This window comes from Streptomyces sp. NPDC048111 (genome assembly GCF_043202815.1).
Taxonomy (GTDB): Bacteria; Actinomycetota; Actinomycetes; order Streptomycetales; family Streptomycetaceae; genus Streptomyces.
Map to the genome: position 1 here is coordinate 37,591 of NZ_JBIDBD010000015.1, position 25,037 is coordinate 62,627.

Below are 25,037 nucleotides of genomic sequence, written 5' to 3' on the forward strand. Positions count from 1 at the left end.
CATGGCCTACCGGCCCTCGAAGCGGACGAAGAAGACCCTGTTCGGCGGCGGCGCCGTCGTGGTCCTCGCCGGGCTCAACGCCCCCGCCGCCCTGTCCTTCGCCACCGAGCAGTACCACGCCTACGAGATCGCCCAGCCCGAGTACATGGCGCGCTACGGCGCCTGGCACGGCGTCGACATCCCCAAGGAGTACCGCACCAACGCGATCCACGCGGCGCTGCTCCACACCGGCAAGGTCCTGATCATCGCCGGGTCCGGCAACAAGCAGGACCACTTCGACGCGGGCACCTTCGACACCGTGCTGTGGAACCCGAAGGACAACACCTTCAAGAAGATCCCCACCCCCGAGGACTTCTTCTGCGGCGGCCACGCCCAACTCCCGGACGGCAAGCTCCTGGTGGCCGGCGGCACCGCGCGCTACGAGGTCCTCGACGGCGAGGTGAAGCGGGCCGGCGGCGGCATGCGGGTCAAGAACGAGAGCCCCGACAAGGACGTCACCCTCAAGAAGGGCACCAGGTTCCGTTCGCCCTCCGGGGTCGAGTACGTCTCCAAGTTCGACGTCACGGTGCCGCGCGCCAAGCGCGAGTTCGAGATCTCGTACTACGCCACGGGGCAGATGAAGCCCTGGAAGACCAAGACCACGGCGGCCGAGGCGCGGGTCTTCGTCGAGGCGGTCTCCGAGGGCCGCCAGTCGGTCGCCACCGACCAGGCCCAGTACGAGGTCGAGGGCCTCACCGGCAAGGACGCCGACAACGTGTACGGGCTCGCCGAGAAGATCACCCTGGACAAGCAGGACTTCCAGGGAATCAGGGCCGCCTACGAGTTCGACCCCAAGGCCGAGAAGTACGTCCCGGTGGCCCCCATGAAGGAGGCCCGCTGGTACCCCACGCTGACCACGCTCAAGGACGGCCGGGTGCTCGCCGTCTCCGGGCTCGACGACGTCGGCGCCATCCTCCAGGGCGACAACGAGATCTACGACCCGAAGACCAAGAAGTGGTCCAAGGGCCCCACCCACTATTTCCCGACCTACCCCTCGCTGTTCCTGACCAAGAGCGGCAAGCTCTTCTACTCGGGCGCCAACGGCGGGTACGGGCCCGCCGACAAGGGCCGTGAGCCGGGCCTGTGGGACGTCGAGAAGAACACCTTCACCAAGATCGGCGGGCTCAGCGCCACCGACCAGCTGGAGACGGCCAGTTCGCTCCTGCTGCCGCCCGCCCAGGACCAGCGGTTCATGCTGCTCGGCGGCGGCGGGGTCGGCGAGTCCAAGAAGGCCACGCCGCGCACCGCGGTGGTGGACCTGAAGAAGAACAGCCCGGCCTTCCAGAGCGGACCCGAACTGCCGCAGGGCACGCGCTACTTGAACAGCGTGATCCTGCCCGACGACTCCGTCTTCACCAGCGGCGGCTCGTCCGACTACCGGGGCCGGGGCGGCTCGAACATCCTGAAGGCCCAGTTCTACGACCCCAAGGCCAACGCCTTCCGCGAGGCCGCCGACCCCACCGTCGGCCGCAACTACCACTCCGAGGCGCTGCTGCTGCCCGACGGCCGGGTCGCCACCTTCGGCTCCGACTCGCTCTTCGGCGACAAGGACAACACCAAGCTCGGCAAGTTCGAGCAGCGCATGGAGGTCTACACCCCGCCCTACCTCTACCGCGACAAGGACAAGCGTCCCGCGCTCGGCGACGGCCCCGAGGCCGCGGCCGCCGACGGCCGGGCGACCTTCAAGACCGACCACCCCGAACGCGTCGTCAAGGCCCGTCTGATGCGGCCGAGCGCGGTCACCCACACCACCGACGTGGAGCAGCGCTCGATCGAGCTGGGCCTGACCAAGGACAAGAACTCGGTCACCGTCACCGTGCCGGGGGACCGCGCCCTGGTCCCGCCCGGCTGGTACATGCTCTTCGTCGCCGACGGCGAGAACACCCCGTCCGAGGCGAAGTGGCTCCGGGTGGACTGAGCGGCCTCAGAACCGGGCGCGCTTGGCCAGACCGAGTGCGTACTCCGGCCACCAGGTGCCGGCGGACGGGCCCCCGCGACAGGGCCCGTCCGAGTCACCGGGCCGCTTGATCCACAGGTACGCGTCGACGAGCGGGTCCCCGGTGCTCACCGACGGCGGGGTTCCCAGGGAGCGACCCGGGGGATTGCACCAGGCCTGGTCGCGGTCGCCGAGCAGCGGCCCCTCGCCGTTGCGGCTGGTGTCCATCACGAAGTGCTTGCCGCCCAGGCCCTGGGAGACCTTCGCCCCGTACGCCCGCACCGTGTCGTTCGTCTGGAAGTTGGAGACGTTCAGGGCGAAGCCGTCCGCCTTGTCGACCCCGGCCCGCCGCAGTGGCTCCACGAGACCGGCGGGGTCGGGGATCCAGGACGGGTTGCCGGCGTCGAGGTACACCTTCGTGCGGGGCAGCTTCTTGAGGTGCTCGACCGCCTCGTTGAGCAGCTGGTAGCGCTCCGCGTGGTGGTCCGGCGTCGTACAGCCGTCGACCATGTGCGCCACCGCGTCGGGCTCCAGGACGACGACGGCGGGCGCGTCCGCGACGGCCTCGGCGAACATCCCGTACCAGGCGCGGTAGCCCTCCATCCCGTTAGCGCCCCCGGCCGAGTACTTGCCGCAGTCGCGGTGCGGGATGTCGTACGCCACGAACAGCGCGGTCCGCCGCTCCCTGGCGGCGCCCTCGACGGCCTTGCGGATGCCGGGCCGCGGGTCGTCCCCGGAGGGCCAGACCGCGACCGGCTGCTCGGCGATCCGCCGCAGCGCCTGGGCGTCGGCCGTACGGCCCTGCCCGCGCCACACCTCGACCTGCCGGGCGGCGTCGCTGTGGGGATCGACCCAGAACGGCGATCCGGACGCGGGGGCGGGGGCCTCGGCCTGTGTCCCGGTACGGACCACGGAGGCCCCCCGCGACCCGCCTCCGGAGCATCCGGCGACGGCGGCGAGCAGAACGGCGGCGAGCAGGATTCGGTACCGGGACATCCGGCCCCCTCGGGGGTCGCGCGGGTATGCACAGGACCGGACAAGCGTGACATGTCGGTCACCCCGCGTACGGAAGCCATGCCGGGCCGCCGCCCGGGCCGCCGACCGGCACGGCCCGGATCGCCGCGCGCGCCGGGCACAGCGGTACCGAACTCCGAGACAGGGCTGACCGCCATATGACCAGTCGGTAAGGTCAACGGGTGCCCAAGCCGCTCAGCCTTCCCTTCGACCCCATCGCCCGAGCCGACGAACTCTGGCAGCAGCGCTGGGGACCCGTGCCCGCGATGGGGGCGATCACCTCGATCATGCGGGCGCACCAGATCCTGCTGGCCGAGGTCGACGCGGTGGTCAAGCCGTACGGGCTGACCTTCGCGCGGTACGAGGCGCTGGTGCTGCTCACCTTCTCCAAGGCGGGGGAGCTGCCGATGTCCAAGATCGGCGAGCGCCTGATGGTCCACCCGACCTCCGTCACCAACACGGTGGACCGCCTCGTGAAGTCGGGCCTGGTGGCCAAGCGTCCCAACCCGAACGACGGGCGCGGCACGCTGGCGTCCATCACGGACAAGGGGCGCGAGGTGGTGGAGGGGGCCACCCGGGATCTGATGGCGATGGAGTTCGGGCTCGGTGCGTACGACGCGGAGGAGTGCGCCGAGATCTTCGCGATGCTGCGCCCCCTGAGAGTCGCGGCGAACGACTTCGAGGAGTGACCCTGCGGGGCGGGGTGTCCTGACGGCGCTGGCCAGCCGGGGGTGCCCTTATTGCGCAGTTCCCCGCGCCCCTTGGCTCCGCGGTCGTGCGCGGACCGCGGTCGCTTCTCGCGCAGTTCCCCGCGCCCCCAAAATCCGCCTTCGTGTGCGGGCCGCGGTCGCTTCTCGCGCAGTTCCTCGCGCCCCTAAGCAGCACCGGTACTGGTCTGCATCGGGACACCTCAGCCCGTCCGGCGTTTGAGGACGAGCGCCGTTCAGGCGTGAAGGGGGGTTCGGGGGCGCAGCCCCCGAGCAGGGGTGCAGGGGCCGAGCCCCCGCCGGGGGGCGGGGCGGCGCCCCGGGGGAAGATCGCCCCGCATGTCCGGTTACGCTCACCGCATGAAAAAGAGCGTACTGACCCGCTACCGGGTGATGGCGTACGTCACAGGCGTGCTGCTCGTCCTCCTCACCCTCGGGGTGATCGCCAAGTACATCCTGGACATGAACGGCGCCGCGGACTTCACGAAGGTCGTCGGCATCGCCCACGGCTGGCTGTACGTGATCTACCTCGTCTTCGCCTTCGACCTGGGCTCGAAGGCCAAGTGGCCGGTGGGCAAGCAGCTGTGGGTGCTGATCGCCGGCACCATCCCCACCGCCGCCTTCTTCGTCGAGCGCAAGGTCTCCAAGGAGCTGGAGTCCAAGGTCGCGGACGGCGTTCCCGCGGGCGCCCGGGCCTGACCGGAGCGCGATCGACCGCCACGCGGGCAATGCGTGGCGGTCTGCCATCGACATTTACTAGGACGTCCAAGTAAATTTGAGCCATGGACGCTGACGCGATCGAGGAGGGCCGCCGTCGCTGGCAGGCCCGTTACGACAAGGCCCGCAAGCGCGACGCGGACTTCACCACGCTCTCCGGGGACCCGGTCGACCCGGCGTACGGGCCGAGGCCCGGCGACACCTACGAGGGTTTCGAGCGGATCGGCTGGCCGGGCGAGTACCCCTTCACCCGCGGCCTGTACCCGACCGGCTACCGGGGGCGCACGTGGACGATCCGGCAGTTCGCCGGGTTCGGCAACGCCGAGCAGACCAATGAGCGCTACAAGATGATCCTGGCCGCCGGCGGCGGCGGACTGAGCGTCGCGTTCGACATGCCCACGCTCATGGGCCGCGACTCCGACGACCCCCGCTCGCTCGGCGAGGTGGGCCACTGCGGCGTCGCCATCGACTCGGCCGCCGACATGGAGGTCCTCTTCCAGGACATCCCGCTCGGCGACGTCACCACGTCCATGACCATCAGCGGGCCCGCCGTGCCCGTGTTCTGCATGTACCTGGTGGCCGCCGAGCGCCAGGGCGTCGACCCGGGCGTCCTCAACGGCACGCTCCAGACGGACATCTTCAAGGAGTACATCGCGCAGAAGGAGTGGCTCTTCCAGCCCGAGCCGCACCTGCGCCTGATCGGCGACCTGATGGAGCACTGCGCGCAGGGCATCCCCGCGTACAAGCCGCTCTCGGTCTCCGGCTACCACATCCGCGAGGCGGGGGCGACGGCCGCGCAGGAGCTGGCGTACACCCTGGCCGACGGGTTCGGCTACGTCGAACTGGGCCTCAGCCGCGGCCTGGACGTCGACGTCTTCGCCCCCGGCCTGTCCTTCTTCTTCGACGCGCACGTGGACTTCTTCGAGGAGATCGCCAAGTTCCGTGCCGCGCGCCGCATTTGGGCCCGCTGGATGAAGGAGGTGTACGGCGCGCGGTCGGACAAGGCGCAGTGGCTGCGCTTCCACACCCAGACCGCCGGGGTGTCGCTGACCGCGCAGCAGCCGTACAACAACGTGGTGCGCACCGCCGTCGAGGCGCTCGCCGCGGTGCTCGGCGGCACCAACTCGCTGCACACCAACGCCCTGGACGAGACCCTCGCGCTGCCGTCCGAGCAGGCCGCGGAGATCGCGCTGCGCACCCAGCAGGTGCTGATGGAGGAGACCGGCGTCGCCAACGTCGCGGACCCGCTGGGCGGTTCCTGGTACATCGAGCAGCTCACCGACCGCATCGAGGCGGACGCGGAGAAGATCTTCGACCAGATCAGGGAGCGCGGCACCCGGGCGCACCCCGACGGCCGGCACCCCATCGGCCCCATCACCTCCGGCATCCTGCGCGGCATCGAGGACGGCTGGTTCACCGGCGAGATCGCGGAGTCGGCCTTCCGCTACCAGCAGTCCCTGGAGAAGGGCGACAAGAGGGTGGTGGGCGTCAACTGCGCCCACGGCTCGGTCACCGGCGACCTGGAGATCCTGCGGGTCAGCCACGAGGTGGAGCGCGAGCAGGTACGGGTGCTGGCCGACCGCAAGGACCGGCGCGACGACGCGGCGGTGCGCAAGGCCCTGGACGCGATGCTGGCCGCGGCCCGCGACGGGTCGAACATGATCGCCCCCATGCTGGACGCGGTACGGGCGGAGGCGACGCTCGGCGAGATCTGCGGAGTGCTCCGCGACGAGTGGGGCACCTACACCGAGCCCCCCGGCTTCTGAGCCACCCTCTGCCGACGGGCCACCCTCTGCCGACGGGCCGCGCGCACACGACGGCGCGCGGCCCGTCGGCGCGGGGCCGCCGGTGAGTGCGGGGGGCAGATGGGCGCGGGCTCCGACGCGTCTCGGACTGTTCGCGGGGCACCGTCCTACGGATGCGGCGCTCGGCGAACGGTCCGAGAATGAACAGATGAGTGGCACCCCTGCGGCTCAGGGCGCGGCCGCTGAACCGGCGCCCAGGACCCCGCATCAGACACTGGCCCTCGCTGCGATGCTGTTCGCGGTGGCGATGACGTTCATCGACCAGACGATCGTCTCCATCGCCGCCCCCGACATCGTCGACGAGCTGGGCCTGTCCTCTTCGGGCATGCAGTGGGTGGTGAACGCCTATCTGCTGTCGCTGGCGGCGTTCTTCGCCCTCGGCGGGCGGTTGGCCGACCTCCTCGGGCCGCGCCGGATCGTCATCATCGGCACCCTCGTGTTCGTCGTCTCCTCCGTGCTCTGCGGCTGTGTCCCCAAGGGGGACTTCGCGCAGAGCTGGCTCATCATCTTCCGCGCCACCCAGGGCTTCGGGGCGGCGCTGCTGTTCCCCGCCGCCCTCGCCGTGGTGGTGGCCGTGTTCCCGGTGGAGCGGCGGGGCAGGGCGCTGGCGCTGTTCTTCGGCCTGTCCGGAGCGCTCACCGCCGTCGGCCCCCTGCTCGGCGGCTGGCTCACGGGCTGGACCTGGCGGGCGATCTTCTGGGTGAACGTGCCGGTGGCCGTCGTGGCTCTGGTGCTGACCGTGATGGCCCACGTCAAGGACGTGCGACGGGCCGAAAAGCTGGACGGCGTCGGCGCCGTGCTCATCGCAGTCGGCATGGGGCTGAGCGTGCTGGGCTTCCAGCAGTCCGCGTACTGGGGCTGGGACAGCGCGGCGACCTGGGCCTGCATCGTGGGCGGCCTGGCGGTGCTCGTCCTGTTCTGGCGTTACGAACGGGGCAGGCGGCAGCCACTCGTCAACCTGGCGGTGTTCCGCGACAAGGCCTTCACGGTCGACTCGCTGGTGCTGTTCTTCGCGATGCTGGCCTTCGTGCCGGTGTTCTTCTTCGCCTCGGTGTACGCCCAGGTCTCGCTCAGCGCCTCGCCCAACCAGGCGGCGCTGTACCTGCTGTACTTCTTCGCCGGCTTCGCCATCGCATCGCAGTGGGGCGGCCGCATGCTGGACAACAAGGGCGCCCGGCTGCCCATGAAGATCGGCACGATCCTGGGCGCGGTCGGATTCGCCCTGTGGGCGGGCAAGTTGACCCATCTGTCGATGCACGACCAGTGGCCGTACGTCGCTCTGGCCGGCGCCGGCATCGGCTTCATCCTCGCGCCCGCCTCGACGGACGCGGTCAACCGGGCGATCGGTGCGTCGTACGGCGAGGTCACCGGCATCACGCAGACGATCCGCAACTACGCGGCGAGCGTGGGCCTGGCGGTCCTGGGCACGCTGCTCACCCACCGCATGACGGAGAACGTCGTCTCCACGCTCACCTCGCAGGGGCTGTCCCAGGACTCGGCGAAGGGGGTGGCCAAGAGCATCGCCGAGGCGGTGACGGGCAATGGGGACGCGCGGGTGCCGTCCGGGACGGGGAGTGCGGCGACGGCGGCGCGGGATGCGATGTCGGGTGTGCGGATGGACTTTGCCGAGGCGAACCAGTGGGTGTTCTACGGCATGGCGATCGCCCTGGGCATAGCGTTCCTCATCGCCCTGAGGCACCCCGGAGGCAAGGTGACCCCACCCACCTCCCTCCCCATGGAGGCCCCCGCACCCCCCATCCCGACGCACTAGCCCCCATCGGCACTTGGTGCCACCGCCACGGGGTGCGGGCCGCGAAGGCCTTTCGCGCAGTTCCTCGCGCCCCTTGGTTCGGCGGTGCGTGCGGACCGTGGTCGCTTCTCGCGCAGTTCCCCGCGCCCCTGGCGGAACCGGACCGGCCCGGGGTTTGCGCCGTTCCCCGCGCCCCTAACCCCCTGGTCGTGTGCGGGCCGTGGTCGCTTCTCGCGCAGTTCCTCGCGCCCCTGGGCGGGACTGGTGCGGGCCCGCACGTGTGGCCCAGCTCGTTTCGCGCAGTTCCCCGCGCCCCTAACCCCCGGGGCATGTGCGGGCCGTGGTCGCTTCTCGCGCAGTTCCCCGCGCCCCTAAGCAGCACCGGTGCTGGCCCGGACCGGGCATCTCAGCCCGTCCGGCGTTTGAGGACGAGCGCCGTTCAGGCGCGAAGGGGGGTTCGGGGGCGCAGCCCCCGAGTAGGGGCGCAGGGGGCGGAGCCCCCGCCGGGGTTCGAGGGGCGGAGCCCCTCTGGGGGTCTGGGGCGCAGCCCCAGGGGCCGCACCCTTCAACCCCCTGCACGGGCGGGTGGGTGGGCAAACCCCTCGGGGGGTCTGGGGCGCAGCCCCAGGGTTCAGCCGAGCTGGGGCGCACGCGGGTGGGCAAGCTCCCCCCGGGTCAAGCAAGAGGCAGGGTCAGGCGGAACAGGGCTCCGCCGCCGGGCGCACCCAGGGCGACGAGCTCGGCCCCGTGCGCCCGGGCGATCTGCCGAGCCATCGCAAGCCCCAACCCCGACCCCGGCAGAGCCCGAGCCCGCTCGGCCCGGTAGAACCGGTCGAACACGTACGGCAGATCCGTCGGGGCGATCCCGGGCCCGTGATCCCGTACCGTCAGCTCCCCAGCCCCCAGCACCACTTCCACCGGCGCCCCCGGCGGACTGAACTTCGCCGCGTTGTCCAGGAGGTTGGAGATGAGCCGGGCGAGCCGAGCCGGCACCCCGGGCAGCGTCGCCGACGCGTCCAGCAGCTCCAGGTGGAACGGCGTGGCCGGCCAGTGCGCCCGCGCGGTGTCGACGGTGTGCGCGAGCAGCGGGGCCAGGCGGACCTCCTCGAGCAGCGGCGTGGGTTCCTCGTCCCGCGCGAGGTCGATGAGGTCGTTGACCAGAACGGACACCTCCCGGATCTGACGCCCGAGCGCGGCCGAGGCCCGCTCGCGCTGAGCGGGCGTCAACCGGTCACCCCGCGCCAGGAGTTCCGCGTTGGTGCGCAGCGCGGTGAGCGGTGTGCGCAACTCGTGGGAGGCGTCCGCGACGAGCCGCCGCTGCGCCGTCACCGACTGCTCCAGCTCGCCCAGCATCGTGTTGAACGACGCCGCGAGCCGCGTGACCTCGTCCTCCTTGGAGGACGGCCCGGGCGGCAGCTCGATGCGGTGGCTCGGATCGCGGGTGGCCGCGATGTGCTCGGCCGTCGCGGTGAGCCGAGCCACCGGCGCGAGGCCGGTGCGCGACACCATGTACCCGAGCGCCGCGGCGAGCAGCACCCCGGCCGCCCCGACCCCGCTCAGGAGCCACGCGGCCTGGCCCACCCCCTTGTGCACGGTGTCCGAACGCAGCGCCACCTGGAGCGACTTGTGCCCGCCCGGGAACGTCGTGGTGAGCATCCGCGCGGGCAGCCCGCCGGGCAGCGTGATGTTGGTGTAGTACGCGTTGCGCGCACCGGAGGCGACCGCGCGAACGGGCGGGCTCACCGGCAGCAGATAGGGCTCGGACGGGTCCTTCGCGGGATCGGCCGGGACGACCTGGGCGCAGGCCGGCGCCGACAGGTAGCGGCACTCCCCGGCGAGCACCCCGGGCGCCGCGCCCCGGTTCTGCTGGACGGCCAGGGTCGCCGACTGGGTCAGGTTCAGGTCGAGCTGGTGGAACAGCTCGTAGCGGATCACGAAGAACGCGCCCGTGCACACCCCGACCGCGACCAGCGCCACCGCCGCGGACGCGGCCATCGCGAGCCGGGTGCGCAGCGGACGGTGCCGGCGCCAGCGGGCCCCGAGGCGCCGCCGGGAGCTCATGAGGCCTCCAGGCGGTAGCCGACGCCGTGCACGGTGTGCACGAGCCGGGACTCGCCCGCCGCCTCCAGTTTGCGGCGCAGGTAACCCACGTACACCGCGAGGGAGTTGGAGTCGGGGCCGAAGTCGCGTCCCCAGACCAGTTCGTGGATCAGCTCCCTCGGCAGGACCTGCCCGGGGTTGCGCATCAGCAGTTCGAGGAGGGCGAACTCGGTCCGGGTGAAGTCGATGGGGCGCTCGCCCCTGCGGGCCGTGTGGGCGACCGGATCCACCACCAGGTCCGCGTAGCGCAGCTCCTGCGGTTCGGCCGGATCGGGGGCCGCCCGGCGCAGCAACGCGCGGACCCGGGCGATGAGTTCGTCCAGCGCGAAGGGCTTGACCAGGTAGTCGTCCGCACCCGCCTCCAGGCCGTCCACCCGCTCGCTGACCGAATCGAGCGCGGTGAGTACGAGCACCGGGGTGCGGTCGCCCATGGCCCGCAGCTGGCGGCACACCGCGAGCCCATCGAGCACCGGCATCATCACGTCCAGGACGATCGCGTCGGGCCGCCAGGCGGCCACCTCGGAGAGCGCCGCGAGCCCGTCGGGGGCGCCCCGCACCTCGTACCCCTCGACCGCGAGGCCGTCCTCGACGGCCGCCCGTACCTCCGGCTCGTCGTCGACGACGAGGATTCTGACCGCGCGCGTGGTGCTCATGGGCAAAGCCTGCCAAACGCGGCTCTTAGAACCCTCTTAAGGCGCCCCGTGAACCTCGGTGCCATGCGCACACCATTGTCAGTAGTGATCGGGGCGGGCGGCACCGGCGGGCACATCTACCCCGGACTCGCGCTCGCCGAGGCGCTGCGGCGGGCCGTCCCCGACGCGGTGATCTCCTTCGTCGGCACGACCCGGGGCCTTGAGGGCGAGCTCATACCCCGCGCCGGGTACCGGCTGCACACCGTCGACATGATCCCCTTCGACCCCTCGCTCGGCGCCAGGCGCTATCTGCTCCCGGCCGCGCTGCTGAAGTCCGGCGCGCAGTGCCGGTCGCTCCTCAAGGCGCAGGGCGCCCAGGTCGCGGTCGGTATGGGCGGCTACCCGAGCGCGCCCGTCATCGTCGGCGCGAAGCTGGCCGGGCTGCCCAGTCTGATCCACGAGTCCAACGCGGTGCCGGGCCGCGCCAACCAGTTCGCGGCCCGGCTCACCCCGAACATCGCGGTCGCCTTCGACCGCAGCCGCGCCCACCTCGCGGGCGGCCAGGACGCCCTCACCACCGGCATGCCCATCGCCGCCTCCCTCGCCTCGCTCGACCGCACGGCCCTGCGCGGCGAGGCCCGGCACGCGCTCGGTGTGCCGCCCGGGGCCCGGCTCGTGCTGGTCAACGGCGGCAGCCTGGGCGCGGCCCGGCTCACCGCGGCGGCCGTCGGCCTCGCCCACCGCTGGCGGGACCGCACCGACGTCCACCTCCTCATCAAGACCGGGCCGTCCCAACTGGCCGAGACAGAAGCCCAGTTGACGGGCATGACTCATGCCCGCGCCGTGCCGTACCTGGACCGGATGGACCTCGCGTACGCGGCCGCCGACCTCGTGGTGTGCCGGGCCGGCTCGGCGACCGTCGCCGAACTCGCCGCCACCGGCGTGCCCGCCGTGCTCGTGCCCTACCCGCACGCCCCCGGCGACCACCAGACCCACAACGCGCGGGTCCTCTCCGACGCCGGTGCGGGACTGCTCGTGCCGGACGCCGAGACCACCGCGTTCCGGCTGGCCGGCGTCCTCGAACCGCTCCTCGCCGACCCCGTCCGGCTCGCCGCGATGAGCGGCGCCGCCGACCCCGGCAACCACGCCCGCGCCGCCGACCTGCTGGCCGCCCGGGTCCTCGAACTCGCCTCCTGCCCCACCTCGCCCACCAGGGAGTACGCAGCATGAGCACCACCGCCTCCACCGCCCGCTCCATCTCGGCCGCCGGCGCCGACACCACCGCCGGCGCCACCGCCTGGCACGGCCATACCGTCCTCGTCACCGGAGCCGAGGGCTTCATCGGCTCGACCCTCGTCGACCTGCTGGTCGAACTCGGCGCGCACGTCCGGGCGTTCGTGCACTACAAGCCGTACGCCGAGAAGGGCCACCTGGCCCACCTCATGCACCACCCCTCGGTGGAGATGATCGCGGGCGACGTCCGCGACGCGGGCCGGGTCTCGGACGCGGTCGCCGGCTGCGACACCGTCTTCCACCTCGCCGCCCTCATCGGCATCCCGTACAGCTACGACTCCCCGGGCGCCTATGTGCAGACGAACGTGGTCGGCACCGAGAACATCGCCGAGGCGTGCCGGCGCCACGCGGTGCGCCGGCTCGTCCACACCTCCACCAGCGAGGTGTACGGGACGGCCCTGACCGCCCCGATCGGCGAGCGCCACCCGCTCCAGCCGCAGTCGCCGTACTCCGCGTCCAAGATCGGCGCCGACATGATGGCGCTCTCGCACTGGCACGCCTTCGAGCTCCCGGTCACCGTCGTGCGCCCCTTCAACACCTACGGCCCGCGCCAGTCCGCCCGCGCGGTCATCCCCACGATCCTGGCCCAACTGCACGCGGGCGTACGGGAGATCAAGCTCGGCTCGCTGACCCCGACACGCGACTTCACCTACGTCACCGACACCGCGCGGGGCTTCCTCGCGGTCGCCGCGTGCGACCGGGCGCTCGGCGAGGTCGTGAACCTCGGCACGGGGCGCGAGATCGCGATCGGCGACCTGGCCGAGGCGCTCATCGCGGCGTCCGGCCGCGAGGCCTCCGTCGTGGTCGACCCGGCCCGGCTGCGGCCCTCGGGCAGCGAGGTGGAACGTCTGCTCTCGGACAACACCCGGGCCCGTGAATGGGCGGGCTGGGAGCCGGAAGTCGACCTGGAGGACGGCCTGAAGCGGACGTCGGCCTGGGTGGAGGAGAACCTGGCGCTGTTCGCGCCCGGGCGCTACCAGGTCTGACAGGGCTGACGGGTCTGAGCCGCCCGGCCGGCCCGTGGCCACGCCGGCGGCCGGCCGGCCGGCCGGTGGCGTGGCCGTGCCCCCGCCGGCGGGCCCTCAGGCCGCCGTCGCGGCCAGGCCCGAGCAGATCAGGAGCGTGAAGTCGCGGGCCCACTCCTCGTCCACGGGCTCCGCGCTGACCAGCGCCCGGTGCACCACCGCGCCCGCCACCACGTCGAAGATGAGGTCGGCGTGACGGGCCGATACGGCCGGATCGTCCTCGTAGGGGAGTTCCCCGCGGGCCTGGGCCCGCTCCCGGCCGACCAGAACCAGCCGCTTCTGGCGGTCCACGATGGCCGAGCGGATCCGCCCGCGCAGCGCGTCGTCCCGGGTGGATTCGGCCACCACCGCCATGAGCGCGGTCTTCGTCTCGGGCCGTTCGAGCAGCGCCGCGAACTGCAGCACGACGCCTTCCACATCGGCCATCAGGCTGCCCAGGTCCGGGAGTTCGAGCTCGTCGAAGAGGACCGCGACCGCGTCCACGACGAGCTCGTTCTTGCCCGCCCAGCGACGGTAGAGCGTCGTCTTGGCGACCCCGGCCCGGCTCGCCACGTCGCCCATCGTCAGCTTCGACCAGCCGAGGTCCACCAGCGCCTCGCGCGTCGCCAGCAGGATCGCGGCATCGGCCTCGGCGCTGCGGGGCCGGCCCGTGCGGCCCGTGCAGGACGGTCGCGCGGCGCGGGATGAAGAAGGCATGTCGGCGACCATACCGGCCGGTAGCAATCGCGCCAGGGGGCTCGGGGTGTGCGCGAGATCACCCCGCGCGCCGCCCGTGCACCAGTTACGCTACGGCTCGTAGCGAAAGCCGTGAGCGGCCTTCCGCGACAACCACATGTCACCGGCGCCGGGGTGGGGACCCGGGCGCCACCAGCACCGACCGGCGGCGGATCCGCGCCCGCCCGCAGTCTCGCATCCGGCGGGAGACCGCGGGAGGGGCCCGGATCCTGCCACCGGATCACCACGCACCGTCGCGGAAGGGGGAGGATGTACGCATGCAGCCTAGGAACATGTCCATGAGCGGCGTCGTCGACCTCGCCGCGGTGAAGGCGGCCGGCGAGGCCAAGAGCAAGGCGGAGCAGGCCCGGGCCGAGGCCGCCCGGCAGGGCGGGGTCCCGGCCGTGGCGCCGTCCGCCCTCGTCATCGATGTCGACGAGGCCTCCTTCGAGCGCGACGTCCTGACGCGCTCCTCCGAAGTACCGGTCGTCATCGACTTCTGGGCCGAGTGGTGCGAGCCCTGCAAGCAGCTCGGCCCGCTGCTCGAACGCCTCGCCGTCGAGTACAACGGCCGCTTCCTCCTTGCCAAGATCGACGTCGACGCCAACCAGATGCTGATGCAGCAGTTCGGGATCCAGGGGATCCCGGCCGTCTTCGCGGTCGTCGCGGGCCAGGCGCTGCCCCTCTTCCAGGGCGCGGCCCCCGAGGCGCAGATCCGCGAGACCCTCGACCAGCTTGTGCAGGTCGCCGAGGAGCGCTTCGGCCTGACCGGCATCGCGGTGGACCCGGACGCGTCCGCTCCCGCCGCCGACGCCCCGCTCCCGGCGGGCCCGTACGACGCCCTGCTCGAAGCGGCCGTCGTCGCCCTCGACTCGGGCGATCTGCCCGGCGCGGTCCAGGCGTACAAGAACGTGCTGAGCGACGACCCCGGCAACCCCGAGGCCAAGCTCGGCCTCGCGCAGGCCGAACTGCTCCAGCGCGTGCAGTCGCTCGACCCGGCGCAGGTCCGCAAGGACGCCGCCGAGAAGCCGGCCGATGCGGCCGCCCAGATCGCCGCGGCCGACCTCGACCTGGTCGGCGGTCATGTGGAGGACGCCTTCGGCCGTCTCGTCGAGACCGTGCGGCGCACGTTCGGTGACGACCGTGACGCGGCGCGAGTGCGCCTGCTGGAGCTCTTCGAGGTGATCGGCGGCGACGACCCCCGCGTCACGGCGGCCCGAACCGCGCTGGCGAGGGTGCTTTTCTGACCCGCTGACGAGCGTCGTCGAACGCTCGCGAAACTGTCACCGACGGAGTGTCCGGGCACGGTCCGCGACGGACGATTTGGCGACAGAGAGACAAGAGGCGGCCGCGCTTTACCAAAACTTGGTAAACGCGGCCGCTGTTACTTGCAGTAAGTTGAGCCGCTTCTTACGTCCGCTTTTCTGCGGCGATTTCCCCTTGTGTCCGGTCACTCGGCGGCACCCTGAGTGCCCGCCCGATACCGACCGGTCGTGCTTCGGTTATCGGGCCGTTACTGGCTAGTAACGATCCCCCTTGTGCCGAGGCTCCGAATGGACCACGATCGGCCACGCTCGGTCCAATAACGCACCAGCCCGACACCCACTCGGCGCTGCCGCCCACTTGGGTCCCCACCGGGCCGGCCGGAGCCAGTGGCACCGGCCGTGGACAGGGGGGTCTCTGCTTCCCGGCAGGGCCTGTCCAGAGGTTGCGCGAATGCGTGGCCAGTGGTTGTCGCTCGGGGGTGATCGCCGGTGTCGGACGAGGTGCGCGAGTCGTACGCGGTCGACCTCCCGCGCGTTCCCCTTCCCGAGGACGTAGCACTTCTCCCATCCCGTGACAGCCCTTGAGGGTCCGTCCCGGAGATGTACGTCCGAGAAGGAGGAAAGTCATGGAGTCCCAAGTACGTGGCGGGACCAGATGGAAGCGGTTCGCTCTGGTCATGGTGCCGAGCGTGGCCGCGACGGCCGCGATCGGCGTCGGCCTGGCGCAGGGTGCGCTCGCGGCGTCGTTCAGTGTGTCGGGTGTCGACTTCAAGGTGACCGCCGAGAAGCTGGACGGCCAGAACCTCTTGCAGTACGGCAGCGTCGCGACCGGTAAGTCCCTCGACGGCAAGGACCAGACGAACGCGGTCGTCGTCTCGGGCTTCAGCCACGCGGGCATCGACAAGATGTGCCAGTCGGTCGTGCAGCCGATGCCGTTCGGTCTCGGCTACGTGACGATGAAGCTGAAGGCTGGCGGCCAGCAGCAGATCCAGGCGGACAACATCTACCTGGATGTTTCCGAACTGGCGACCGACGCGCAGTTCACGAACATCGACATCGGTGTCGCGGCCGGCGAGGGCAAGCGGGACAAGGACGGCAACCTCGTCACGAAGATCCAGCCGGGCGCGGACGGCAAGACGCCCGGCGGCAGCCCGTACGGCTTCGCCCAGCGGGCCGACCGTGCGGAGCTGAGCAACGTGGAGCAGCGGGCGTGGGCCACCACGGCCGGCTCGTTCAAGCTCCCCGGCCTCAAGCTCAGCCTTGCCGTGGACAAGGACCCGAAGAAGAACGAATGCGGGTCCTGGCAGCAGGAGTTCAAGCAGTAGGCACTCCGTTCGGTGGCCGCTGATCGCGTCAGTGTCCGGCGGCCACCGGAACCTCTCCATCTTTTTCACAGCAATTGCGGTACCAGGGAGCTGTTTTCCATGAGCGCCGAGACCACGGGTTCCCGCGACTTCCGATACTGGCGGCTTCGCTTCCGGGCGTGGAGGGAGCACAGGCCCTTCTGGGCCGGGCTGTTCACCCTTGCCGGTGGCGTGCCCATCATGTACTTCCCGTACGCCAACATGCACCTCGGCAACGTCACGCTGGCCATGTCGACCACGGCAGGTGCGGGCTCGCTCATCATCGGCGTTCTGTTGGTCACGCTCGGTCTGACCATGTGGTTCCACAGCGTGGTCCGGACGTTCGCGGGGGTCGCGGCGATCCTTCTGGCGCTGATCTCCATCCCGATCGCCAACATCGGCGGATTCCTCATCGGCTTCCTGCTCTCCCTGTTCGGCGGCGCGCTCGCCTGTGCCTGGGTGCCGTCCAAGCCGCGCCGGGGCGAGAAGGTGGAACAGGCCAAGGACACGCCGGACCCCGGAACCGCCGCCACCGAAACGACAGTTGACGCCAACGGCGGGAGGAACAGTGCGGGGTGACGAGACGCAGCTGGACTCGACCGGAGGCGGCGACCCGCGGGCAAGAAGGGGGCCGCGGCACGCGGCTCCGAAGAAGTCCCTGCTGACCAAGTGGCACATGCCCGCCGGCAAGGCGATGGCGCTGGCCGCGATGCCCACGGCCGTCCTGGTCGGGATGAGCCTCACGCCCAAGCTCGCGATGGCCGACGACAAGACGGACATCCCGTTCGCTCCCGGCCCGTGCGTGACCCGTTCGGACAGCCCCTCGGGCTCGCCCAGCCCGTCGAGCAGCGCGTCGGGGAAGGCCTCGCCGAGCCCGTCGGCGTCGTCGAAGGCCGACGACAAGACGGCGGACGACAAGCCGGACGCGCAGTCGAAGACGCCCGCGCCCACCGCCTCCGGTTCCGCCGGGGACACCGTGGACAAGCTCCTGAAGCCGGCGGCCCCGCCCTCGTCCAAGCCGTCCACGGTCCAGCCGCCGGCGAGCAAGGACACGGCGACGCCCGCGCCCGAGAAGAAGACCAACCCGCTGGACCCGCTGGGCCTCGGCGACGCGCTCAAGGGCCTGTTCGGCATCCACACCACGCCGAGCCCCACGCCCACGCCGACCACGCCGACGCCACCCGCGCCGAAGCCCTCGGCGAGCACGGCGACGCCGCCCAAGTCCACGTCTTCGTCCTCGCCCAAGCCGTCCAGCAAGCCGAGCACCCCCGCCAAGAAGAGCGACACGGTGCTCGACAAGACGACCGAAGCGATCAAGAAGGCGGCTGACGCGACGGGTCAGCAGGTCTCCGAACTCCCGGACGCCGTCAAGGGGTTGGACCCGAAGGCGGACACGGCGATACCCGACGGCGCCAAGCCCCGCTTCCCGTGCCCGACCGCCGACCCGAAGGCGCTCGCCGAGGCCAAGCTCGATCAGGGCGTGCCGGTGCTTCCCAGCCAGCCGTGGATCCTCAAGAGCTCGCTGCTCACCCTGACTGGTCTGAACTACGAGGGCATCGTCGAGGTCAGGGCCGGCGACACGACGAAGAAGGTCCTCAAGTTCACGGCGACGTACGTGGGCATCGACAACCTGGACCAGCAGGTGTACGGCCCCGAGGTGAACGGCAAGCCGACCACGGCCCACGTCGTGGCACGCTCCGGCTCGAAGTCCGAGATCACCAACGGCAAGGTGACGATGTACACGGAGGAGCTGAAGGGCAATCTCCTCGGCCTCATCCCGATCACCTTCAGCCCGACCAGCCCGCCTCCGCTGAACATCCCGGCGGCCTTCTTCACCAACGTGACGATCCGTCAAGCCGGTCAGTTCGGCGGCACGCTCAAAGTCCCCGGCCTGCACAACTACGTCACGGACGGCAACCCCACCACCTAGCCCAAGTGCCTTTCAGGGCAAGCCGGTTGAGCCGTGGCCCGCCTTCCCTCATCGGGGGAGTGCGGGCCACGGCCGTGTCATGGACGGTTGCCGGGGAGCTTGGCTCAGCGCCCCGCGCCACCCCGCTTGCGCCGGGTCAGCAGCAGGACGCCCGCGCCGCCCGCGACCACCACGGTCGCGCCGATGGCGGTCCAGCCGAGCGCGCCGATGCCCGAGTCCGCCGAACCGGCCGCCGCTCCCGTCGCCGAACCGTTCCCGTCCGAGCCCGCGGCCGCCGGGGCCGGCGGGTTCAGGGTGCCCACCGGAGCGGCCCTGCCCGCCGCGGCGAAGCCCCAGTCCAGGAGTTGGCGCATCTCGGTGTACACCTTGTCGTGCTTGTTCTCCTGCGGGTTCATCACCGTCGCCACCAGGGTGTGGCCGTCTCGGGTGGCGGCCTCGGCCAGGGTGTTCCCGGCGTTGGTGGTGTAGCCGTTCTTGCCGCCGATCAGACCGGGGTACTTGGCCACCCCGTCGATGCCGGACAGCAGGCGGTTGGTGTTGGAGATCCCGAACGGCTTGCCCTTGGTGTTGGGACCGCCGGGGAACGCGGCGGACGCCGTCCCGCAGTACTGCTTGAAGTCCGTGTTCTTCAGGCCGGAGCGCAGGAACAGCGCCAGGTCGTACGCGGACGAGACCTGGCCCGGGGCGTCGTAGCCGTCCGGGCTCAGCACATGGGTGTCCTTGGCGCCGAGGGCCTCGGCCTTCTTCTGCATGTCGGCGACCGTCTTGGGGACCCCGCCGTTCATCGCCGCGAGGACGTGCACCGCGTCGTTGCCCGAGCGCAGGAACACCCCGCGCCACAGATCCGGTACCTGGTACGTCTGGCCGGGCACGATGCCGACCGCGCTGCTGCCGTCGCCCATGCCCTTGAGGTCCTCGTCGCTGACCTTGCGGCTCGCGCCGTGCGGCACGGCCGGCAGCACCGTGTCCGCGAAGAGCATCTTCAGGGTGCTGGCCGGAGGGAGCGGCCAGTGCGCGTTGCGGGCCCCGAGCACTTGGCCGGTGTCGGCGTCCGCCACCACCCAGGACAGCGCCGAGAGGTCCGGCGGCAACGCCGGTGCCCCGGCGCCGACTTGGTCGCCCGCCAGCCCCAGGCGCGCGCCGCCCGTCTGCGCCATCCCGGCCGGCGGCTGCTTCTTGGCCTCGGCCCCGGGCGCCCCGGGCGTCGTCGGCGCGGGCCGCTTCGCGAGGTGGCCGCTCGCAGCCGCCGGGCCGACGGCGGCGCCCGCGGTGACCGCGGTGGCGGTGAGCGCCACGAGTGCGCGTCGGACCTGCGGCGATATGGGAAGACGCATGGACGTGAACGTACCGCAGGAGATGTCACGGAATTGATTCGTCCGTCCGTGGAATTCGCCACGCCCCGCTCATGGAACGGCCAGGTGCCTCAGCCCGTCCGGCGGGCGGCCGGGCCCGGACGCGGGTGTGGCCCGCACCCCCCGAAGGGAGTACGGGCCACGTGGCGGGCCGGGCGCTCGGCCCGGCCCGGGTCGGTCAGGCGCTCGGCGCGCCTCCGTCCAGTCGGTCGGCCTCCCGCAGGAGGGCGGCCGTGATGCCGTCCGCGTCCTGGTAGAACGCGGACCGGTCGTGCGCGGAGGCTCGCAGGAGGGCACCGTCGTGCGGTCGCTGGAGGACGGCGATCCGGTGCGCCAGACCGCGCGCCCAGGGCGGCAGCCCCATCCAGTCCTCGTCGAGCAGCACCCGCAGCATCGCGATGAGCTCGTCCGCGGAGGCGTAGGTGACCGCCTCCACGAACTCGATCTCCGCGAGACCGAACGCCGGGTCGCCGGCCGTCTTGTTCTCGGGAACGACGGCGCGCGCCAGTGCGATCAGATCCGGCATGAAGCGACTCCTTAGGGGCCGGGCCAGTAGGTACCGATGGCGAGCATGTCATCGGAGACCTGAATGATCTTGTAGCCGATCTCGACCTTGCCGATCCGGGTCAGCCGGTCCGGGATGGCCCCGCCGCGCGGCAGCTTGCCGCCCTCGCCCAGGAACGTCATCACGTCGTTCATGATCGCCTTCTCGACCTCGTCCGGCGTCAGGCTCGTCTTGCGGAAGTCGTTGAGCACCTGCGGGCCCTTGTGCGCCCGGTAGAACGAGTGGCCCGTGTTGAACTTCCAGGTGAACCCGCCCGCCTCGACGGCCCGCTTGAGGTTGACGATGTTCTCGCCCGCCGCGGACAGGATCTTGTACGGGCCGATCTCCATGTGCGCGCTGACCACGACCTTGGCCCGCACCAGCGACCGCAGCCGCTCCACGGTCTGCTCGGCGATCCGCAGCGAACGGAAGAAGTCCGACAGGCCCGAGGAGATGCTGACGATCGCCTTGGCGACCGCCGGGATCTTGCCGATGATCGCGATCAGGCTGGCCGCGTTGACCAGCGTCCACAGGCAGCTCTCGATGTCACCGGACGAGAAGCAGCGCTTGGCGTCGGTCACGCCGACGACGTCCAGGAGCACCTGGCCGCCGTTCTCGATCACCCAGTCGATGACGCTCTTGTTGGCGTCGGCCTGCGCCTTGCGGAACTCGTCCACACAAGCCTGCCCGCACTGCTCGCGCAGCGCCTGCTCCTCGTCGGCCGACAGCTCGGGCCCGGCGTTGCCGCTGCCGCCGTCCCCCTTGCTGGCCGCGAGCGCCGCCGCCCGCTGCTGCGCCTGGAAGGCGCGCAGCTCCTCCTCGGCGTGGGTGGCGGAGGCGTCCGCGTCCTTGGCGTAGGCGTCCGCGTTCGCCGCGGACTCCTCGGCGGCGGTGGCGTCGCTCTCGGCGGTGGTCGCCGTGGCGCGGGCGCTGGAGGCGTCGCTCTCGGCGGCGGTGGCCGCCGAACGGGCGCCGCTCGCGCTCTGCTCCGCCTCGGTCGCCGAGGCGCGCGCGGCGGTCGCGGAGGTGCCGGCGGCGGTGGCCGCCTGCTGCGCGAACATCGCGTCCTCGTTGGCCTGCCGGTCGTACTCGACCGTGTGGGCCTCGGCGGTCCGCGCGGCCTTGGCGGCCTTGGCGGCCTCGGCCGCGGACGCCTGCGCCTGCTTCACCGACACGGCGGCCGCGGCCGCGGAGTCGGCGGCGTTGGACGCGGCGGTCGCGGCCGCCTTGGCGTCGGCGTCGGCCTTGGCGGCGAGCGCCTTGGCCTCCACGGCGGCCTTCGCGGCCTGGTCGGCCTTGGCCTGGGCCACGGCCGCCTGCTGCTCGGCCGCGGTCTTCGCGGCCTGCCCGGTCAGCACGGCCAGACCCGCCGAGGAGTCGGTCTCCTTGTACGGGGAGCCGAGCTCGATGGCGTCATTGGCCGGCTTGACGACCTGGAGCGCCGAGTCGCGGGCGGCGGTGGCCGCCTGTCCGGTGGCGTAGGCGTAGCCCGCGGTCTGGACGGCGGTGGCCGCCGCCGCGGTCGCCTCGGTGCGGGCGGCGGTGGCGTTCTGCCGTGCGGTGACGGCGTGCTGCGCGGCCTCGGCGGCGAGCGCCTGGGCGTTCTTGACGTTCTGCGCCGCCGCCTCGGAGGCGGAGATGGCGTCGGCCGCCGCCGCGTGGGCGGTCATCACCGCCGCGTGCGTGGTCGCGGCATCGGCCGCGGCTCCGTCCGCCGCCGCCTGCGAGCGGGCCGCGGCGCCTTCGGCGCGGGTGGCCGCGGCGTCGGCGGCCTGCGATGCGGCCCCGGCGTCGTCGGCCGCCGCACGGGCCGAAGTGGCCGCGCCGGTCGCCGCGTTGGCGGCGTTGCGCGCATCGGTCGCGGCCTGGCGGGTCTCGCCGGCCGCCGCGGTGCCCTCGGCCGCCGCTGCCGCCGCCTCAAGGGCCTTGGCGCGGGCGGTGGTGGCGTCCTTGTTGCGGTCGGCGGTCGCCGCGTCGTTGCGCGCGTTGAACGCCTTCAGCTCGGCCGCCTCGGCGTCGGCCCGCTTGCTGCTCGCGGTGGCGCCCGCCGTCTCGGCGTTCTGGCGCGCGGTGGCCGCCGCGGCCTGCTGGGTCTGCGCCCGGGCCTCGGCGTCCGCGGCCTTGGCCCGCTCGCGGTCGGCGGTGGCCCGCTCGGCCGCCGCCTTGTCGCGCTCGGCCTCGGCGGTGAGCCGCTTGGCGTGGGCGTCGGCGGCGGCGTCCTTGGCGGTCGACTCGGCGGCCTCTGCCTTGGCCTGCGCGGCCTTGGCCTTGGCGGCGTTGTCGGCGGCGAGCTTCGCCTGCAGGGCCGCGCCGTCGGCGGCGGCCTTGGCCTGCGCCGCGGCCTCCTCGGCCGCCTTGCGGTGGAACTCCGCCTTCGAGGCGTGCGCCTGCGTCATCGCGAGCGCGTTCAGGGTCTTGCTGTCGGCGGCCGAGGCGCGGGTCGCGTTCGACGCCGTCTCGGTGGCCTTGGCCGCGGCCTGCGCGGCGGCGGCCGACGCCTTCGTGATCTGGGCGGCCTGCTGCCCGTAGAGCAGCCCGCGGCCGCGCGGCACACCGGCCGCGTCCGCGATCGCGTACGCCGCCAGCTGCGCGGTGTCGACCTTGGCGGCCTGCGCCTTGGCGTCCAGCGCGGCACGCGAGGCGACGTAGAGCCGTCCGGTGGCGCGCGCCTTGGCGTTGGCGATGTCGACCTTGACCTTGGCGAAGTCGGCCTTCGACGGGTACGAGAGCCCCACCTTCGCCGGGTCGGCCTTCAGCCAGTACGCCTCCCAGTCCGCGAGCCGGCTCGCGATCAGCGACTGGCCGAGCGACTCGCCCATCGCCTGCGCGGCGACCTGGAGGTCCTTGTTGGCCTGCGCCTCGGCGCCCAGGATGACGTCGCGCTGCCCCTTCTGGGCCGCGAGTTCGGCCTGCCACTCCAGGGACGCGGTGGCCAGCTCGGTGCCGAGCACGTTGTGCGGGTCCGGCGGGTTGTCACTGGCGCACGAGGCGAAGCGCGCCTTCAGGTTCTCCACGTCGATCCGGAACTCCATGGAGTCCGGGTCGGGCGCGGCCGTGGGGAAGCCGCCGTTCTGCAGGAAGATGCGCGCGTCGTCCGCGTACATCCCGTGCATGAACGTCATGTCCTCGAAGGCACGGCGGTCGTAGTAGTTGTCGTTGGTCTCGGGGTAGTACCGGGCCTTGGCGAGCGCCGTGACCGCGTCCGCCGAGGCCTTGTTGGCCAGCGGCGTGAGGTCGTTGTAGAAGTCGCTCTCGCTGGTCCAGAACTGGTCGGCTATCCAGCCCGAGAACCCGGTCTGGTCCATGATCGACGGGTTCGGGTCGCCCGGCATGCCCGGCGGGTCCTGGAAGGCGGCGACCGAGGTGTAGCCGGGCGGCGGCTCCTGGTTCAGGGACTGCGACCAGACGTCCTTGCGGGCGTACAGCTCGTCCAGCTTCGCCGAACCCGCTGCGTGGTCCTTCTCGTACGCGGTGGAGAGCGGCGTGGTCTCCCAGTACTGCGGGTTGGCGGCCGTGGCGAGTTCGGCGTCGGTGCCGTTCAGGCCGGCGCGGGCGACGGCCTTCATCCCGCCGCCGCCCTTGCGCAGCACGAAGTCGAGCCGGCACTGGTCCTGGCGGACCTTGGCCGCCGCGTCCAGGTCGAAGCCGGGCGGTACGTCGACGGCCGCCGCGGTGTCGCGGGCGGTGAACGGAGGCTGGAGACCGCTGCCGGAGACGGTGGTGGCCAGCGCGGTGGCGAGGGCCGTGGAGGCGAGGAGCTTCGACCAGTTGCCGAGGTGTCGGCGGCGTCTGGCCCCGGGTGCGTAGGTACGCATCACGAAGTAGCCGTTCTTCTGGGGGAGTTGAGAAGGCGCGCGAGAGTCGAGGAGCCGCGCGGGAGATCAGGGGGCGGGGGAGCGGGCCGGGCGACGCCGGTCAGAACAGGACGTCGAAGGCGGCCCAGCCGCTGGTGCCGATCTGCGTCTTCGCGGCGAACGGCGCCTTCGGGTCACCGGTGCCCTTGAGCAGCCACAGCGCTCCGGCCGCGTCGTTGCCGATCAGGTCGGCCCTGCCGTCGCCGTTGTTGTCGCCGGTCGACACGAGCTGCTTGTACGACTCCCAGCCCTTGCCCACGGTGATGCGGGTGCCGATGGTGGCGTCCGCCACCGCCTGGCCGGTGCCGGGGTAGACGTAGAGCGTTCCGTCGGTGCCCCGGGCGACCAGGTCGGTCTTGCCGTCGCCCGTGAAGTCGCCGCGCCCGACCAGCTGGTTCATGCCGTTCCAGCCGCTGGTGCCGATCCGGATCCTGGTCTGGAAGGTGCCGTCCGGCTTGCCCTGGTAGAGCCACAGGGCACCGGCCGTGTCCCGCGCGATGAGGTCGGGATCGGCGCTGCCGCCCATGTTGCCGGCCGACACGAGCAGGTTGTACGCGTCCCAGCCGTTGCCGATGACCTTGGTCTCGATGCCTTCCTCGGCGGTGTAGTACAGCGTCCCGCCCACCCGGTGGTACAGGTCGTTTCCGGTGCCCCCGGCCGAGACGTTCGCCTGCACGAGGGCGGTCGCGTCGCCGAAACCGCCGCCCAGGTCCACCTGGGGCTGTACGCCGCCGGTGCCCTTGGGTTCGTAGTCGTAGAGATGGCCGTTGCTCTTGTGCGCGAGCAGCGGGAACATCTTGGCCGGGCCGGGTGCGGTCGCCACCGCCTGCTGGGCCGCCGCCGGCTGCGCGGGCGCCTGGCCGGTGCGGGCCGCGGCCACGCCGACCGCGCCGGCCACGGAGAGGGCCACGGCCGCGGCCAGGGCCCGGCGCAGCGGGCGTCCGGCGAATCCGGCGGCGAAGCGCCATCCTTTTCGCATCTGTCTTCCTGCCTCTGGGTGCTGGTTCGTCCCTGAGG

The 25,037-nt window shown here is 72.0% G+C and carries 19 protein-coding genes; 11 read left to right on the forward strand and 8 right to left on the reverse strand.

Annotated features, from left to right (window positions below):
* The first annotated feature begins 1 nt into the window (after position 1).
* Entirely contained in the window at positions 2–1,957 is a 1,956-nt protein-coding gene (locus tag ACGF3I_RS22880) for a galactose oxidase-like domain-containing protein (protein WP_393134797.1), read from the forward strand.
* Between the two features lie 6 nt (positions 1,958–1,963).
* Here the strand turns inward: ACGF3I_RS22880 and ACGF3I_RS22885 are convergent, their stop codons facing one another.
* Positions 1,964–2,971, reverse strand: a complete 1,008-nt coding sequence (locus tag ACGF3I_RS22885) for a glycoside hydrolase family 6 protein (RefSeq protein WP_393134799.1) — start codon at positions 2,969–2,971, stop codon at positions 1,964–1,966.
* 200 nt (positions 2,972–3,171) lie between these two features.
* On the opposite strand from ACGF3I_RS22885, the gene ACGF3I_RS22890 reads away from it, so the two are divergent.
* From ACGF3I_RS22890 to ACGF3I_RS22905, 4 genes are all read left to right on the forward strand, one after another.
* Positions 3,172–3,678, forward strand: coding sequence for a MarR family winged helix-turn-helix transcriptional regulator (locus tag ACGF3I_RS22890; RefSeq protein WP_393134802.1), 507 nt, complete (start codon positions 3,172–3,174; stop codon positions 3,676–3,678).
* 378 nt (positions 3,679–4,056) lie between these two features.
* Complete coding sequence (locus ACGF3I_RS22895) at positions 4,057–4,395, forward strand: DUF3817 domain-containing protein (protein WP_189963748.1); 339 nt, start codon at positions 4,057–4,059, stop codon at positions 4,393–4,395.
* A gap of 83 nt (positions 4,396–4,478) precedes the next feature.
* Entirely contained in the window at positions 4,479–6,179 is a 1,701-nt protein-coding gene (locus ACGF3I_RS22900) for a methylmalonyl-CoA mutase (RefSeq protein WP_393134804.1), read from the forward strand.
* A 187-nt stretch (positions 6,180–6,366) separates the two neighbouring features.
* Positions 6,367–7,989: an MFS transporter gene (locus ACGF3I_RS22905; protein ID WP_393134806.1), complete on the forward strand. Its 1,623-nt coding sequence runs from the start codon at positions 6,367–6,369 to the stop codon at positions 7,987–7,989.
* 654 nt (positions 7,990–8,643) lie between these two features.
* Here ACGF3I_RS22905 and ACGF3I_RS22910 read toward each other — a convergent pair.
* Positions 8,644–10,029, reverse strand: coding sequence for an ATP-binding protein (locus tag ACGF3I_RS22910; protein ID WP_393134808.1), 1,386 nt, complete (start codon positions 10,027–10,029; stop codon positions 8,644–8,646).
* Entirely contained in the window at positions 10,026–10,721 is a 696-nt protein-coding gene (locus ACGF3I_RS22915) for a response regulator transcription factor (RefSeq protein WP_393134810.1), read from the reverse strand. Before ACGF3I_RS22915 ends, ACGF3I_RS22910 begins: the two co-directional genes overlap by 4 nt.
* A 63-nt stretch (positions 10,722–10,784) precedes the next feature.
* On the opposite strand from ACGF3I_RS22915, the gene ACGF3I_RS22920 reads away from it, so the two are divergent.
* Both ACGF3I_RS22920 and ACGF3I_RS22925 read left to right on the forward strand, forming a co-directional pair.
* Positions 10,785–11,930 carry a glycosyltransferase gene (locus ACGF3I_RS22920; protein ID WP_393134811.1) on the forward strand — a complete coding sequence of 382 codons (1,146 nt, stop codon included), beginning with the start codon at positions 10,785–10,787 and terminating at the stop codon, positions 11,928–11,930.
* Positions 11,927–12,979, forward strand: a complete 1,053-nt coding sequence (locus tag ACGF3I_RS22925; protein ID WP_393134813.1) for an SDR family NAD(P)-dependent oxidoreductase — start codon at positions 11,927–11,929, stop codon at positions 12,977–12,979. Before ACGF3I_RS22920 ends, ACGF3I_RS22925 begins: the two co-directional genes overlap by 4 nt.
* Positions 12,980–13,075: 96 nt before the next feature.
* On the opposite strand, the gene ACGF3I_RS22930 is transcribed toward ACGF3I_RS22925, so the two are convergent.
* The gene (locus ACGF3I_RS22930; protein WP_393134815.1) at positions 13,076–13,714 is read right to left on the reverse strand and encodes a TetR/AcrR family transcriptional regulator; all 639 of its coding nucleotides are present in this window, start codon (positions 13,712–13,714) and stop codon (positions 13,076–13,078) included.
* A 296-nt stretch (positions 13,715–14,010) separates the two neighbouring features.
* Here ACGF3I_RS22930 and ACGF3I_RS22935 point away from each other — a divergent pair, with 296 nt between their 5' ends.
* The 4 genes from ACGF3I_RS22935 (at position 14,011) to ACGF3I_RS22950 (ending at position 18,270) form a co-directional block, all read left to right on the forward strand.
* A complete protein-coding gene (locus ACGF3I_RS22935; protein ID WP_393134817.1) occupies positions 14,011–14,979 on the forward strand; it encodes a tetratricopeptide repeat protein in 969 nt (322 codons plus the stop codon).
* A 644-nt stretch (positions 14,980–15,623) separates the two neighbouring features.
* Positions 15,624–16,322 (forward strand): DUF6230 family protein, encoded by a 699-nt coding sequence (locus tag ACGF3I_RS22940; RefSeq protein WP_393134820.1) that lies wholly within the window; start codon positions 15,624–15,626, stop codon positions 16,320–16,322.
* Between the two features lie 99 nt (positions 16,323–16,421).
* Positions 16,422–16,919 (forward strand): DUF6114 domain-containing protein, encoded by a 498-nt coding sequence (locus ACGF3I_RS22945; RefSeq protein WP_393134822.1) that lies wholly within the window; start codon positions 16,422–16,424, stop codon positions 16,917–16,919.
* A complete protein-coding gene (locus tag ACGF3I_RS22950) occupies positions 16,909–18,270 on the forward strand; it encodes a hypothetical protein (RefSeq protein WP_393134824.1) in 1,362 nt (453 codons plus the stop codon). Before ACGF3I_RS22945 ends, ACGF3I_RS22950 begins: the two co-directional genes overlap by 11 nt.
* Before the next feature lie 104 nt (positions 18,271–18,374).
* Here the strand turns inward: ACGF3I_RS22950 and ACGF3I_RS22955 are convergent, their stop codons facing one another.
* From ACGF3I_RS22955 to ACGF3I_RS22970, 4 genes are all read right to left on the reverse strand, one after another.
* Positions 18,375–19,604: a D-alanyl-D-alanine carboxypeptidase family protein gene (locus ACGF3I_RS22955; protein WP_393134826.1), complete on the reverse strand. Its 1,230-nt coding sequence runs from the start codon at positions 19,602–19,604 to the stop codon at positions 18,375–18,377.
* Between the two features lie 196 nt (positions 19,605–19,800).
* Positions 19,801–20,148 carry a hypothetical protein gene (locus ACGF3I_RS22960; RefSeq protein WP_393134828.1) on the reverse strand — a complete coding sequence of 116 codons (348 nt, stop codon included), beginning with the start codon at positions 20,146–20,148 and terminating at the stop codon, positions 19,801–19,803.
* Positions 20,149–20,159: 11 nt separating this feature from the next.
* Positions 20,160–23,981 (reverse strand): hypothetical protein, encoded by a 3,822-nt coding sequence (locus tag ACGF3I_RS22965; RefSeq protein ID WP_393134829.1) that lies wholly within the window; start codon positions 23,979–23,981, stop codon positions 20,160–20,162.
* Between the two features lie 100 nt (positions 23,982–24,081).
* Complete coding sequence (locus ACGF3I_RS22970) at positions 24,082–24,999, reverse strand: FG-GAP repeat domain-containing protein (protein WP_393134832.1); 918 nt, start codon at positions 24,997–24,999, stop codon at positions 24,082–24,084.
* Positions 25,000–25,037: the final 38 nt, after the last annotated feature.